The 12,958-nt window shown below is 66.3% G+C and carries 14 protein-coding genes; 11 read left to right on the top strand and 3 right to left on the bottom strand.

Annotation, left to right across the window (positions count from 1 at the left end):
• Positions 1-39 precede the first annotated feature (39 nt).
• Together dapD and GL279_RS08760 are read left to right on the top strand one after the other, a co-directional pair.
• The gene (dapD, locus tag GL279_RS08765) at positions 40-864 is read left to right on the top strand and encodes a 2,3,4,5-tetrahydropyridine-2,6-dicarboxylate N-succinyltransferase (protein ID WP_155064257.1); all 825 of its coding nucleotides are present in this window, start codon (positions 40-42) and stop codon (positions 862-864) included.
• Positions 865-969: 105 nt separating this feature from the next.
• Entirely contained in the window at positions 970-1,218 is a 249-nt protein-coding gene (locus GL279_RS08760; RefSeq protein ID WP_155064256.1) for a GlsB/YeaQ/YmgE family stress response membrane protein, read from the top strand.
• A gap of 46 nt (positions 1,219-1,264) precedes the next feature.
• Here the strand turns inward: GL279_RS08760 and GL279_RS08755 are convergent, their stop codons facing one another.
• The gene (locus GL279_RS08755) at positions 1,265-1,735 is read right to left on the bottom strand and encodes a YbaK/EbsC family protein (protein ID WP_155064255.1); all 471 of its coding nucleotides are present in this window, start codon (positions 1,733-1,735) and stop codon (positions 1,265-1,267) included.
• Between the two features lie 56 nt (positions 1,736-1,791).
• Here GL279_RS08755 and GL279_RS08750 point away from each other — a divergent pair, with 56 nt between their 5' ends.
• The 7 genes from GL279_RS08750 (at position 1,792) to urtE (ending at position 9,625) form a co-directional block, all read left to right on the top strand.
• Positions 1,792-2,112, top strand: coding sequence for a hypothetical protein (locus GL279_RS08750; protein WP_155064254.1), 321 nt, complete (start codon positions 1,792-1,794; stop codon positions 2,110-2,112).
• A gap of 86 nt (positions 2,113-2,198) precedes the next feature.
• Positions 2,199-3,449 carry a lytic murein transglycosylase gene (locus GL279_RS08745; RefSeq protein ID WP_155064253.1) on the top strand — a complete coding sequence of 417 codons (1,251 nt, stop codon included), beginning with the start codon at positions 2,199-2,201 and terminating at the stop codon, positions 3,447-3,449.
• Positions 3,450-3,654: 205 nt separating this feature from the next.
• Positions 3,655-4,935, top strand: a complete 1,281-nt coding sequence (urtA, locus tag GL279_RS08740; protein ID WP_155064252.1) for an urea ABC transporter substrate-binding protein — start codon at positions 3,655-3,657, stop codon at positions 4,933-4,935.
• Positions 4,936-4,992: 57 nt separating this feature from the next.
• A complete protein-coding gene (gene urtB, locus GL279_RS08735; protein ID WP_155064251.1) occupies positions 4,993-6,939 on the top strand; it encodes an urea ABC transporter permease subunit UrtB in 1,947 nt (648 codons plus the stop codon).
• A gap of 1 nt (position 6,940) precedes the next feature.
• Positions 6,941-8,173: an urea ABC transporter permease subunit UrtC gene (urtC, locus tag GL279_RS08730; protein WP_155064250.1), complete on the top strand. Its 1,233-nt coding sequence runs from the start codon at positions 6,941-6,943 to the stop codon at positions 8,171-8,173.
• The gene (gene urtD / locus GL279_RS08725) at positions 8,170-8,913 is read left to right on the top strand and encodes an urea ABC transporter ATP-binding protein UrtD (protein WP_155064249.1); all 744 of its coding nucleotides are present in this window, start codon (positions 8,170-8,172) and stop codon (positions 8,911-8,913) included. Before urtC ends, urtD begins: the two co-directional genes overlap by 4 nt.
• A gap of 1 nt (position 8,914) precedes the next feature.
• The gene (gene urtE, locus GL279_RS08720; RefSeq protein WP_155064248.1) at positions 8,915-9,625 is read left to right on the top strand and encodes an urea ABC transporter ATP-binding subunit UrtE; all 711 of its coding nucleotides are present in this window, start codon (positions 8,915-8,917) and stop codon (positions 9,623-9,625) included.
• On the opposite strand, the gene GL279_RS08715 is transcribed toward urtE, so the two are convergent.
• On the bottom strand, positions 9,626-10,168 hold the full coding sequence (locus GL279_RS08715; RefSeq protein ID WP_170293942.1) for a histidine phosphatase family protein: 543 nt from the start codon (positions 10,166-10,168) through the stop codon (positions 9,626-9,628).
• Between the two features lie 179 nt (positions 10,169-10,347).
• On the opposite strand from GL279_RS08715, the gene GL279_RS08710 reads away from it, so the two are divergent.
• A complete protein-coding gene (locus GL279_RS08710) occupies positions 10,348-10,614 on the top strand; it encodes a helix-turn-helix domain-containing protein (RefSeq protein ID WP_155064246.1) in 267 nt (88 codons plus the stop codon).
• Between the two features lie 68 nt (positions 10,615-10,682).
• Positions 10,683-12,374 carry a SulP family inorganic anion transporter gene (locus GL279_RS08705; RefSeq protein WP_155064245.1) on the top strand — a complete coding sequence of 564 codons (1,692 nt, stop codon included), beginning with the start codon at positions 10,683-10,685 and terminating at the stop codon, positions 12,372-12,374.
• 116 nt (positions 12,375-12,490) lie between these two features.
• Here the strand turns inward: GL279_RS08705 and GL279_RS08700 are convergent.
• On the bottom strand, positions 12,491-12,958 hold a 468-nt coding region (locus tag GL279_RS08700; protein ID WP_155064244.1), incomplete at its 5' end, for a formyltetrahydrofolate deformylase.

Below are 12,958 nucleotides of genomic sequence, written 5' to 3'. Positions count from 1 at the left end.
GCCCTTGCGTGACAGTTTCCACCCGAGAGAGGCCAGACCATGTCGAATGACGCCCTAGAAGCCGCCATCGAATCCGCCTGGGAGATCCGCGACCAGATCACCCCCGACACCAAGGGCGAGGCCCGCGACGCGGTCGAGGCGACGCTTGAGGCGCTGGACAAGGGCACCTTGCGCGTGGCCGAAAAGCGCGGCGCCGACTGGCATGTGAACCAATGGGCGAAAAAGGCCGTGCTGCTGGGCTTTCGCCTAAAGGACATGGAGATCCACCACGGCGGCCCGCAAGACGGCGGCTGGTGGGACAAGGTCGACAGCAAATTCGCCGGCTGGAAGAAAAAGGACTGGAAGAATGCCGGTTTCCGCGCCGTGCCGAACTGCGTCGTCCGCCGCTCGGCCTATATCGCCAAGGGCGTGGTGCTGATGCCCAGCTTTGTCAACATCGGCGCCTATGTCGATGAGGGCACCATGGTCGACACCTGGGCCACCGTCGGCAGCTGCGCGCAGATCGGCAAGAACGTCCACCTGTCGGGCGGTGTCGGCATCGGCGGCGTTCTGGAACCCATGCAGGCCGGCCCGACCATCATCGAGGACAATTGCTTCATCGGCGCCCGTTCCGAAGTGGTCGAGGGCTGCATCGTCCGCGAGGGCTCGGTTCTGGGCATGGGCGTGTTCATCGGCAAATCGACCAAGATCGTTGACCGGGAAACCGGCGAGGTCATGTATGGCGAGGTTCCGGCCGGTTCGGTCGTCGTCGCGGGCTCGCTGCCGTCGAAAAACGGCGTGAACCTGTATTGCGCGGTGATCGTGAAGCGCGTCGATGCGCAGACCCGCTCCAAGACCTCGATCAACGAGCTGCTGCGCGACTGAGCCGTTGCCGGGCTGCTTCATTTGCAGCCCTCCAACCTCGCGTGAAACCAAAGGCTTCCGGCAAGCGTTGCCTCGCCGGAACCCCGCATTCACAGGAGGTCGCACATGCAGGGCTTGGGTTGGATCGCCGCCATCATCGTCGGCGGTCTTGCTGGCTGGATCGCCAGCAATATCATGAAGGCCGACACCGGCCTGCTTCTGAACATCATCCTTGGCATCGTCGGTGCCGTGGTGGCCAACGCCCTTCTGGGGGTATTCGGCGTGCATTTCGCCGCTGGCAGCTGGCTGGCGCAGGGCTTTGCCGGGCTGATCGGCGCGGTGATCCTGATCTGGCTGAAACGCGCCATATCCTGACCGGGGCGCGCAGGTGACAAACGGGGCGGATCATTCCGCCCCTTTTTCATGCACAGAAATCGACCATGCGGGCGCCGGTGACGCGGATCAGCTCTGCGGGCGCGATGGCGAACACATGGCGCGGCGTGCCGGCGGCGGCCCAGACCACGGGAAACTCGGCCAGCCGCGGGTCGATCCAGGCCGCGATCGGGCGCAGATGCCCCAGGGGCGCGACGCCGCCGATGGCAAAGCCGGTCTCGGCCCGGATCAGCCCGGCGTCGGCCTTGCCTAGCGGCTGGCCGGCCAGCGCGGTGGCCTTGACCGGATCGACCCGGTTGCTGCCGGCGGTCAGGAACAGCACGACATGGCCGCTGTCCTCGCCGCGAAAGATGATCGACTTGGCGATCTGATCGACCGCACATCCCACAGCCGCCGCCGCGCCCTCGGCGGTGCGGGCACTGTCGTCGGTCTCGCGAATCTTGACCGCCAGCCCGGCCGCCTGCAACGCCGCGCGCACCCGGTTCAGGCTCTTGCTCATTGTCTGTCCCCTCGTTTTCGGGCGATATGAGCGCAAATCCGGGCAAGGGGAAAGTCATGCAGCAGGTCTATACACTTCTGGTTCAGGTCGGCCGCGCCGCCGATGACGGCCTGCCCGCCGATGCCAGCGGGGCTGCGCTGGTCTGCTATGCCTCGGGCAAGGACGAGGCCGAGGCTGTGCGCGAAACCGTAGCGATCCTGAAACAGGCCGGGCTGGCACCGCTGGATGTGACCGGCCATGGCACCGTGGATGAGCGTCTGGCCGAAGGCCATGACATCCCCGAAGAGGAACGCGCCCTGATGGACCGCGCACTGGCCGAAAACGCCGTGATCGTGGCCCAGATGGAGCCGCTTTACGGCGACGAGGACGAGGAATAGGACTAGGCCCGGACCGGCTATCCACCCGCTCCGGGCTGCGCTAGACTGCCTGCAACCAGAACAAGAGCACGGAACGGACAGGCACGATGACCAAAGGCATTTCCCGGATCGCCGCTGCGGCGCTGCTGACCCTGACGGTGGCCAGTTGCGGTGTGTCGATGAACCGCGCGCCCTCGGCCGGCGGCGGCAATTTCGGCGGCCTGCCCACGGCGGGCGCCCAAGGGTCCGAGGCCGGGTTCCAGAGCTGGGTGCAGGCCTTCCGCCCGCGCGCGCTGGCCGCCGGCATCTCGCCGCAGGTCTTTGACAGCGCCATGGCCGACGCGCATTTCATGCCGAACCTGATCGCGCTCGACCGCAAGCAAAGCGAGTTCTCGAAGCCGGTCTGGGAATATCTCGACGGTGCCATCGGCTCGCGCGCGGCGACCGGGCGCAGCAAGGCGGCGCAATATGCCTCGACCATGTCGGCCATCGAATCGCGCTATGGCGTCCCGCGCGAGGTGGTGCTGGCCGTCTGGGGCATGGAATCGAACTTTGGCGGCGGACGCGGCAGCACGCCCATCGTGCCCGCGCTGGCGACCCTTGCCTATGACGGGCGGCGAGGCGAGTTCTTTGCCGGCGAGCTGGTCGCCGCGCTGCGCATCATCCAGTCGGGCGATGTCGATTCGGCGCATATGGTCGGCAGCTGGGCCGGCGCCATGGGGCATACGCAGTTCATGCCCTCGTCCTTCCTTGCCCATGCGGTGGATTACAACGGCGATGGCCGGCGCGACATCTGGTCGGACGATCCGACCGATGCGCTGGCCTCGACCGCCTCTTACCTGCACCAGAACGGCTGGCAACCCGGCCAGCCCTGGGGCGCCGAGGTGATCCTGCCGCAAGGCTTTGACTATAATCAGGTCAGCAAGTCGGTCGTGAAATCCGGCGCGCAATGGGCGGCAATGGGCGTGCGCACCGCCAACGGCACGGCCGTTCCCTCGGGGGCGATCATCGCGCCTGCCGGGGCGCGCGGGCCGGCATTCCTGATTACCGAAAACTTCCGCGCCATCCTGAAATACAATGCCTCGGACAGCTATGCTCTGGCCGTCAGCTATCTGGGCGATGCCATCGCCGGACTGCCCGGCATTCAGGGCAGCTGGCCGCGCGGCGACCGGCCGCTGTCGAACAGCGAAAAATCCGAGGTGCAGCGCCTGCTGATGGCCAAGGGCTTTGACACCGGCGGCGTCGACGGCAAGCTGGGTGCCAAGACGGTCGAGGCAGTCAAGGCGTTCCAGCGTTCGCGCGGCATGACCCCCGATGGCTATGCCGACAGCAACCTGCTGTCCCTGCTGCGCAGCTAGGCAATCGCAGGAAATGGGGCGGCTTTGGCCGCCCTTTTCTTTGCGTAACGCCTTAATTTCAGGCTTTCAGCCCGATAAATAATCACAATCACGCGCAGTTCAAAAACCCGTGCGCGCAGTTTGCCGCTGAACTTGGCAGAATCCCCGCACCCTGCCCTGATCCTCTTGCCGCGATGCGGCGCAATCACAAAGAGGGAAAACAGGGATGAACAGGATCACCACTGCCTTCGCCGCCGCCGCCGTATCGGCAGGCCTGGCGGGCGCCGCCTGGGCCGAGGATACGATCAAGATCGGCGTCCTGCACTCGCTGTCAGGCACCATGGCGATTTCCGAGACCACGCTGAAGGACACCGTCCTGATGATGGTCGACCAGCAGAACGCCAAGGGCGGCCTGCTGGGCAAGAAGATCGAGGCGGTCGTGGTCGACCCGGCCTCGGACTGGCCGCTGTTTGCCGAAAAGGCGCGCGAGCTGATCTCGGTGAACAAGGTCGATGCGATCTTTGGCTGCTGGACCAGCGTCAGCCGCAAATCCGTGCTGCCGGTCATCGAGGAGCTGAACGGCCTTCTGTTCTATCCGGTGCAGTATGAGGGCGAGGAATCGTCCAAGAACGTGATCTATACTGGCGCCGCGCCGAACCAGCAGGCAATCCCGGCGGTGGATTACATGATGAACGAGCTGGGCGTCGAGAAATGGGCGCTTCTGGGCACGGATTACGTTTACCCGCGCACCACGAACAACATTCTGGAAAGCTATCTGGCCGGCAAGGGCGTCAAGAAAGAGGATATCTTCGTCAACTACACCCCCTTCGGCCATTCCGACTGGTCCAAGATCGTCGCTGACGTGGTGGCTCTGGGCGCGGACGGCAAGAAGGTCGGCGTGGTCTCGACCATCAACGGCGACGCGAACATCGGCTTCTACAAGGAACTGGCGGCGGCGGGCGTTTCGGCGGACGATATCCCGGTCATGGCCTTCTCGGTCGGCGAAGAGGAACTGGCCGGTCTGGATACCACCAACCTTGTCGGGCATCTGGCCGCCTGGAACTATTTCGAGTCCGCCGACACGCCGGCCAACAAGGCCTTCATCGACGAATGGCACAAGTTCACCAAGAACCCCAAGCGCGTGACCAATGACCCGATGGAAGCGACGATGATCGGCTTCAACCTGTGGGTCAAGGCGGTGGAAAAGGCCGGATCGACCGATACCGACAAGGTGCTGGACGCCATCGTCGGTCTGGAAACCCCGAACCTGACCGGCGGAGAGGCCAAGGTGCTGCCGAACCACCACATCACCAAGCCGGTTCTGATCGGCGAGATCCGCAAGGACGGCCAGTTCGACATCGTCAGCCAGACCAAGGAAGTCGCGGGCGACGCCTGGACCGATTTCCTGCCCGCAAGCGCCAAGTTGGACAGCGACTGGCCGGACAAGAAATGCGGCATGTGGAACACCGAGACCAACAGCTGCGTGCAGATCAAGTCGAACTACTGACCTGACCCTGTGGGCGGCAGTGCTCTGCCGCCCCTTTCTTACCGTTCCGGGGATTTCATGCGTTCCATTGTCCTAGTCCTGGCGCTTCTGGCGCTGGTCCTGCCGCTGTCCGCCCGCGCGCAAACTGCTGATCTGGCGGGGGTGATCGCCCAGTATCGCGACCAGATCGAAAAGCCCTCGCGCCAGACGGTCGAGCCGGTGGTGGCAGCCATCGCCGCAACCGGGCCGCAGGGCGCGGCGCTGCTGCAAGCCTGGGGCGACCGGCTGCTGGGCTTGCGCAAATCCGACGGGCGGCTGGTGATCGCCGCCCCCGAAGGCGACGCGCTGCACCTGACCGATGCCGCGACCGGCGCCGATCTGGGCCCGGCCCCCGAGGATCAGGTGACACTGCTGCGCCCGAATTCGGGCGTGCGCGGGCTGATCTCGGCGGCGATGGCGGGCTCGGCCCTGTCCGACCCCGATCCCAAGCGCCGCGCCGAGGCACTGGAGGCGCTGTCGCGCAAGGGCGATGCCGCGCAACTGGGCCTGCTGCGGCAGGCGATGGACGATCCCGACCCGACGCTCGCCGCGCGCAAGCAGCGGCTGGAACGGCTGCTGACCATCCAATATGACACCGATCCCGCCGCGCGCATCGCCGCGATGCAAAGCTTTGGCGGCGATACCTCGCTGGAGTTCCGCGCCAGCCTGAACCCGATCCTGACCACCCGCCGCGTCGCGCTGGAGACCATCCCCGCCGATGCCAATGTCGCGGATGAACTGGCCGTGGGCAGCGACATTCCCCGCGATGCCGCCTATGCCATGCTGGTCGATGCGGGCCTCGCCCCCGCCCGCCTGACCCCGCAGGCCGAGCGCGCCACGCTGGCCCAGCACATCGTCAACGGCATGGTCGGCGGCGTGCCGGTGATCGAGCTTGGCGATGAGGCCGCCCGCGACCGCGCCTATACCGCGCTTGAAGGGCAGGGTCTGGTGCAACCCGCCGCCAGCGAGGATGAGGTCACCGCCGCGCTCGACCGCTTTCATTTCCTCGATGTCTATGCCGAGCCGAACGCCGATGTCACCGCCGCCGCCCGCGCCGCCCTGCGCGGCACCGAAACCCGCATCGGCCTGATGCAGGCGGCGGACCTGTCGCTGGATGCGCTGTCCCTGGCCTCGATCTATTTCCTTGCCGCCATCGGTCTGGCCATCACCTTTGGCGTGATGGGCGTCATTAACATGGCGCATGGCGAATTCATCATGATGGGCGCCTATACCGGCTATGTCGTGCAGCAGTTCATCAGCGACAAGACGATCTCGCTGATCGTGGCGCTGCCTCTGGCCTTTGCCGTCACCTTCGCCGCCGGCGTGGCGCTGGAGCGGCTGGTGATCCGGCACCTCTACAAGCGCCCGCTGGAGACGCTGCTGGCGACCTTCGGCGTCTCCATCGCGCTGCAACAGCTGGCCAAGAACATCTTCGGCACGCAGGCCCGCCCGCTGACCTCGCCGGGCTGGCTGGACGGGGCGCTGACCTTCAACGACATCGTGTCGATCAGCTATATCCGCATCGCGATCTTCGTCCTCGCGCTGGTGTTTCTGGGGCTTTACCTCTTCATCATGAACCGCACCCGGCTGGGGCTCGAGGTGCGCGCCGTGACCCAGAACCCCGGCATGGCGGCCAGCATGGGCATCAGCCCCGACCGCATCAACATGCTGACCTTTGGCCTTGGCTCGGGCATCGCCGGGATCGCGGGCGTGGCCATCGGGCTGTTTGCCAAGGTCACCTCAGAGCTTGGCAGCGACTACATCGTGCAAAGCTTCATGACGGTCGTGGTCGGCGGCGTCGGCAATATCTGGGGCACGCTGGCCGGGGCCGCGCTGATCGGCTTCCTGCAAAAGGGCATCGAGTGGTTCAACCCGGCCAATACGCTGGCCGCACAGACCTACATGATCCTGTTCATCATCATCTTCATCCAGTTCCGGCCGCGCGGCATCATCGCCGCCAAGGGCCGCGCCGCCGTGGGGGCCTGACATGCGCAAACCCTTGGTGCTTCGTCACCCCTCGATCCTGGTCTTTCTGGCGGTGCTGGCCGTGTTCACGGTGGGCGTCACGATCCTGTCCACCGGCTACGGCACCGGCGTCATCTCGACCAGCATGGTCAAGACGCTGGGCAAGACGCTGTGTCTGGCGCTGGCCGCCGTCGCCATGGATCTGGTCTGGGGCTATGCCGGCATCCTGTCGCTGGGCCAGATGGCGTTCTTTGCCCTTGGCGGCTACATGATCGGCATGTGGCTGATGGTCGCGCGGACCGAGACCATCGTCACCGGCTCGCTTGCGAACCTGCCGATCCCCCCGACCGCCGCCGAGATCAATCAGGCCGTCGCCACCCAGATCTTTGGCGTCGTCGGTTCGGACCAGTTCCCGGCGATCTGGTTCCTCTCCGGCTCATTGATCGGGCAATTGGCGCTGGTGGTGCTGGTGCCGGGACTGCTGGCGCTGGTCTTTGGCTGGCTGGCGTTCCGCTCGCGCGTGAACGGGGTCTATCTGTCGATCCTGACGCAGGCGATGACGCTGGCGCTGGCGCTGTATCTGTTCCAGAACGATTCGGGCCTGCGCGGCAATAACGGGCTGTCGGGGCTGCAGAACATTCCCGGTCTGGATGCCGTGCCGCAGGAAAGCCTGTCGATCTGGTTCTTCTGGGCCTCGGCCGTGGCACTGGGGCTTGGCTATCTGCTGGTGTCCTGGGTCGCCTCGGGCAAATTCGGCAGCGTCACCCGCGCCATCCGCGACGATGAGGCGCGAGTCCGCTTCCTGGGCTATTCGGTCGAAAGCTACAAGCTGGTGGTCTTTACGCTTGCCGCTGTCATTACGGGCATCGCGGGGGCGCTGTATTATCCGCAGGCGGGCATCATCAACCCGGCGGAGCTGGCGCCCATCGCCTCGATCTATCTGGCGGTCTGGGTGGCGATCGGCGGGCGGGGGCGGCTTTACGGCGCGGTGATCGGCGCGATCGTCGTCTCGATGCTGTCAAGCTGGTTCACCGGGGGCCGCGCCCCGGATGTGAACCTTGGGTTCTACACCATCAAATGGGTGGATTGGTGGCAGGTGCTGCTGGGCCTTTCCTTCGTGCTGGTCACGCTGTTTGCCCCCAAGGGCATCTCGGGCATCTTTGACGCACTGGCGCATCTGCGCCCGCCCCGGCGCGGCGGCACCCCCCTTGGCCCGGACATGGGCGCCTTGCAGGAAAGGGAGGCCGTGGAATGAGCGCGCTTCTGGAGGTCAGCGGCATCTCGGTCAGCTTTGACGGGTTCCGCGCCATCAACAATCTCAGCTTCGCCATCGCAGAATGCGAGTTGCGGGCGATCATCGGCCCGAACGGCGCCGGCAAGACCACCTTCATGGACATCGTGACCGGCAAGACCCGCCCGAACGAAGGCCAAGTGCTGTGGGGCGAAAACTCGGTCAGCCTGCTCAAGCTGAACGAGGCGCAGATCGCCCGGGCCGGCGTGGGCCGCAAGTTCCAGCGCCCGACCGTGTTCGAGGACCAGACCGTGGCCGAAAACCTGACCATGGCGCTGAAGGCCGCGCGCGGCCCGTTCCGGGTGCTGTGGTGGAAACCGGGGCTGGAGACAGAGGCCCGCGTCACCGCCTTGGCGATGGAGGTGGGGCTGGACGCGCATCTGGCCCGCAAGTCGGGCGAGCTGAGCCATGGCCAGAAACAATGGCTGGAGATCGGCATGCTGCTGGCGCAGGAGCCGCGCCTGCTGCTGGTGGATGAGCCCGCCGCCGGGATGACCCTGGCCGAGCGGGAACAGACCACGACGCTGCTGCGCCGTCTGGCGCAGCGCCACGCCGTGGTGGTGGTGGAGCATGACATGGATTTCGTACGCCGGCTGGACTGCAAGGTGACGGTCCTGCACGAAGGCTCGGTTCTGGCCGAGGGCAGCCTCGATCACGTCACCGCCAATCCGCAGGTCATCGAAGTCTATCTGGGAAGGGGCTGACATGCTGGACGCACGCGGCATCACATTGCATTACGGCGGCAGCCAGATCCTTTACGGCATCGACCTGATCGCCGAGCCCGGTCAGGTCACCTGCATCATGGGCAACAATGGCGTCGGCAAGACCAGCCTGCTGAAGGTCCTGTCGGGCAGCCACCCGCGATCCGGCGGCACGCTGCGCCTGAACGGCGAGGAACTGGGCCGGGTCAATGCCCAGACCATGGCCGCGCGCGGCATCGGCTATGTCCCGCAGGGCCGGATGATCTTTCCGCTGCTGACGGTGCGCGAAAATCTGGAAACCGGCTTTGGCCTGCTGCCGAGCGGCGAACGCAAGATCCCTGACGCGATCTTCGAGCATTTCCCCGTGCTGGCCGAGATGAGCCACCGGCGCGGCGGCGATCTGTCGGGCGGCCAGCAGCAGCAGCTGTCGATTGCCCGCGCGCTGATCACCCGGCCCAAGGTGCTGTTGCTTGACGAGCCGACCGAGGGCATCCAGCCCAACATCATCCAGCAGATCGGCCGCGTCATCAAAGGCCTGCGCGACCGGGGCGACATGGCCATCGTGCTGGTCGAGCAGTTCTTCGACTTCGCCTATGACCTTGGCGACCGCTTCGTGATGCTGGAACGTGGCCGCGAGGTTCTGGGCGGCAGCCGCGCCGAGATCCCGCGCGAGCAGTTGAAGGCCCGGCTGGCCGGGCTGGGCCAAGCGGCCTGATCAGGCCCCGGCCGGCAGCACCACCGACCAGCGCCGCCCGTCATGGCTGAGCTGCAGCCGCGACAGAGAGCCGACGCCGATCCGGCCCGCCTCGGCGGTGCCGGCTCCCAGCACATGCAACAGCGCCGCCTGCATCGGGCCGGGGTGGCTGACCGCGACCAGCGTGCCCGCCTGCCCGGCGATCCGCGCCAGCCAGTCGATGACCCGCGCCGACATCGCGGCAAAACTTTCGCCGCCATGCGGGGCCTGAGCGGGATCGGCGTGCCAGCGGGCAAAGCCAGCGGGATCGCCCTGCAGCACCGCCTCGGGCGATTGCCCGCGCCAGGCGCCGAAATCCACCTCGGCCAGCGCCGGTTCGATCACCGGCTGCAATCCCAGCGCCGCCGCCGTCTGGCGCGCGCGCAGCAGCGGCGACGAAACCGCCTGCCCCGGCCGCTCCAGCGGCCTGACGCGGGACAGCGGGCCGGGCGCCGCCGGCGGATCGGCGGGAAACTGCGCCCCGGCCGGCGCCACCGCCGCGATCAACAAAAGCCTGACTGCCATCGCCTGTCCCCACCTGCGGGCCGCATCCGCCCCCTGCATAGCAGGCAGGCAACGGTCGGGCAAACCGCGCCGGCATTCGGGAAAAGGTTGGGAAGTTTAGGGTAGACCCATCAGAATTGATGTTTCAAACATCTATAGTGATATGCTAGCCATGCATGTGAAGGATGGGAATCGGCTGAATGATCACTGCGGCCCAGATGCGTGCGGCACGCGCCCTGCTTGGCATCGACCAGAAACGGCTGGCCGAGCTTTCGGGCCTGTCGGTCCCGACGATCCAGCGCATGGAGGCCAGCGATGGCAATGTGCGCGGCGTCGTCGACAGCCTGACGCGCGTGGTCGAGGCACTGGACGCCGCCGGGATCGATCTGATCGGCGAAGGCGCCGTCAGTTCGTCCGGCGGTCGCGGCGTGCGGCTGAAACCTGCCCCGGACAGCGAACGACCCTGAATGCGACGGCGACCGCCGACCTCCTGCCGACGATGCCGCCGCCCCCTTTGCAAAGGTGCGGCCTTGAGATGACCCAGACAGCAACCCCGCAACAGCCGGGATTTTCCTCGCTTTTCACGCCCAAGCTCGTCACCGTGCTGCGCGATGGCTATGGGCTGGCGCAATTGCGTGCCGATGCCATCGCCGGCCTGACCGTGGCGATCGTGGCGCTGCCCCTGTCCATGGCCATCGCCATCGCCTCGGGCGCGACCCCGGCGCAGGGGCTCTATACCGCCATCATCGGCGGCTTCCTTGTTTCGGCGCTTGGCGGCTCGCGCTACCAGATCGGCGGCCCGGCAGGCGCCTTCATCGTGCTGGTGGCGGGCATCGTCACAAAATACGGCATGGACGGGCTGATCATCGCCACCTTCCTGTCAGGGCTGATGCTGGCCGCCATGGGGCTGCTGCGGCTGGGCACATTCGTCAAGTTCATTCCCTTTCCGGTGACGGTCGGCTTTACCGCCGGCATCGCGGTCATCATCTTTGCCAGCCAGATCAAGGAAATCTTCGGCCTCGACCTTGCGCATGAGCCGGGCGAGCTGGTGGCCAAGCTGGCGGCGCTGTGGCAGGCGCGCGGCACGCTGACGCCGGCGGCGCTGGCCATTGCGCTTGGCACGGCGGCGCTGATCCTTGGGTTGAAGCACCTGCGCCCGCATTGGCCGGGCATGTTGATCGCGGTGGCCGCCGCCGCGCTGATCGTCGGGCTGACCGGGCTGCCAGTCGCGACGATCGGCTCGAAATTCGGCGGCATCCCCTCCAGCCTGCCGGCGCCGCATCTGCCGCCGTTCTCACTGGAAAAGGTGGTGGCGCTGCTGCCCTCGGCGCTGTCGCTGACGCTGCTTGGCGCCATCGAATCGCTGCTGTCGGCGGTGGTCGCCGATGGCATGACCGGACGGCGGCACCGCTCGAACTGCGAGCTGCTGGCGCAGGGCATCGCCAATATGGGCTCGGCGCTGTTCGGCGGCATCTGCGTCACCGGGACCATCGCGCGCACCGCGACCAACGTCCGCTCGGGCGCACATGGCCCCGTCGCGGGCATGCTGCACGCGGCGTTCCTTTTGGTCTTCATGCTGGTGGCGGCGCCGCTGGCCTCTTACATCCCGCTTGCAGCGCTGGCCGGGGTGCTGGCGGTGGTGGCCTGGAACATGGTCGAGAAACCCGCCATCGCCGTCCTGCTGCGCTCGGGCTGGGGCGAGGCCACGGTGCTCACGGTGACCTTTGGCCTGACCGTATTTCGCGACCTGACCGAGGCGATCGTCACCGGGCTGGCGCTTGGCTCGCTGCTGTTCATCCAGCGCATGAGCAAGGCGACCGAGGTGCGCACCCAGCACGCCTTCGTCAGCGACGATATTCCCGATCACCTGCGCTCTCGCGATGTGCAGCAGCCGCAGGACGCGGTAGTCTATCGCATCTCGGGGGCGCTGTTCTTTGGCGCGGCGGCCAGCATCGGCTCGGTCCTCGACAATATTCAGGACGGGGCCAAGATGCTGGTGGTGGATTTCAGCGCGGTGCCCTTTCTCGATTCCAGTGGCGCCAACATGATCGAGGGGCTGGCCCAGAAGACCCATCGCAAGGGCATGACGCTCTGGCTGACCGGAGCCAGCCGCGACATCCGCCGGGTTCTGCTGACGCATGGGCTGCGCAAACCGCTGGTTCATTACGCCGACAGCATTGCTTCAGCCTTATCGCATTGCGGGGATGATCGGCGGCCTTTGTCCTAGGCGGCGCGGGGGGCGCCCGGGACGGGTCTTGGGTGCCTCCGGCGGGGATATTTCGGCACGAAAGAAGCCACCCGTCGGGTAGGATGAGGGGGCGCGAGGGGCGCCCCCGTCTTGGCTCAGCCCATGCGCTCGCTGGCGTAGCTGCCGGGCGAGGCCGGGAAGACCACGGTCTTGTTGCCGTTCAGGAACACGCGGCGGTGGATATGGGCGTGGATCGCCCGTGCCAACACCTGGCTTTCCACGTCGCGGCCAAGGCTGACGTAATCCTCGGGCGACTGGGCATGGGTCACGCGGATGGTGTCCTGCTCGATGATCGGGCCCTCGTCCAGATCGGCGGTGACGTAATGGCTGGTCGCGCCGATCAGCTTCACCCCGCGCTCATAGGCCTGCTTGTAGGGGTTCGCCCCCTTGAAGCTGGGCAGGAACGAGTGGTGGATGTTGATGATCCGCCCCGACATCTTGCGGCACATGTCATCGGACAGCACCTGCATGTAGCGCGCCAGCACGATCAGCTCGGCGCCGGTATCCTCGACCACGGCCATGATGCGGGCCTCGGCCTCGGGCTTGTTCTGCTTGGTCACCTT

Origin of the sequence: Paracoccus limosus (assembly GCF_009711185.1) — a bacterium.
Classification (GTDB): domain Bacteria; phylum Pseudomonadota; class Alphaproteobacteria; order Rhodobacterales; family Rhodobacteraceae; genus Paracoccus; species Paracoccus limosus.
This window is presented reverse-complemented; position numbering and strand designations above follow the sequence as displayed.

Excerpts from the sequence above, each read along its gene's own strand:
- dapD (WP_155064257.1), top strand. The coding sequence starts at position 40 with ATGTCGAATGACGCCCTAGAAGCCGCCATCGAATCCGCCTGGGAGATC.
- GL279_RS08760 (WP_155064256.1), top strand. The coding sequence starts at position 970 with ATGCAGGGCTTGGGTTGGATCGCCGCCATCATCGTCGGCGGTCTTGCT.
- GL279_RS08755 (WP_155064255.1), bottom strand. The coding sequence starts at position 1,735 with ATGAGCAAGAGCCTGAACCGGGTGCGCGCGGCGTTGCAGGCGGCCGGG.
- GL279_RS08750 (WP_155064254.1), top strand. The coding sequence starts at position 1,792 with ATGCAGCAGGTCTATACACTTCTGGTTCAGGTCGGCCGCGCCGCCGAT.
- GL279_RS08745 (WP_155064253.1), top strand. The coding sequence starts at position 2,199 with ATGACCAAAGGCATTTCCCGGATCGCCGCTGCGGCGCTGCTGACCCTG.
- urtA (WP_155064252.1), top strand. The coding sequence starts at position 3,655 with ATGAACAGGATCACCACTGCCTTCGCCGCCGCCGCCGTATCGGCAGGC.
- urtB (WP_155064251.1), top strand. The coding sequence starts at position 4,993 with ATGCGTTCCATTGTCCTAGTCCTGGCGCTTCTGGCGCTGGTCCTGCCG.
- urtC (WP_155064250.1), top strand. The coding sequence starts at position 6,941 with ATGCGCAAACCCTTGGTGCTTCGTCACCCCTCGATCCTGGTCTTTCTG.
- urtD (WP_155064249.1), top strand. The coding sequence starts at position 8,170 with ATGAGCGCGCTTCTGGAGGTCAGCGGCATCTCGGTCAGCTTTGACGGG.
- urtE (WP_155064248.1), top strand. The coding sequence starts at position 8,915 with ATGCTGGACGCACGCGGCATCACATTGCATTACGGCGGCAGCCAGATC.
- GL279_RS08715 (WP_170293942.1), bottom strand. The coding sequence starts at position 10,168 with ATGGCAGTCAGGCTTTTGTTGATCGCGGCGGTGGCGCCGGCCGGGGCG.
- GL279_RS08710 (WP_155064246.1), top strand. The coding sequence starts at position 10,348 with ATGATCACTGCGGCCCAGATGCGTGCGGCACGCGCCCTGCTTGGCATC.
- GL279_RS08705 (WP_155064245.1), top strand. The coding sequence starts at position 10,683 with ATGACCCAGACAGCAACCCCGCAACAGCCGGGATTTTCCTCGCTTTTC.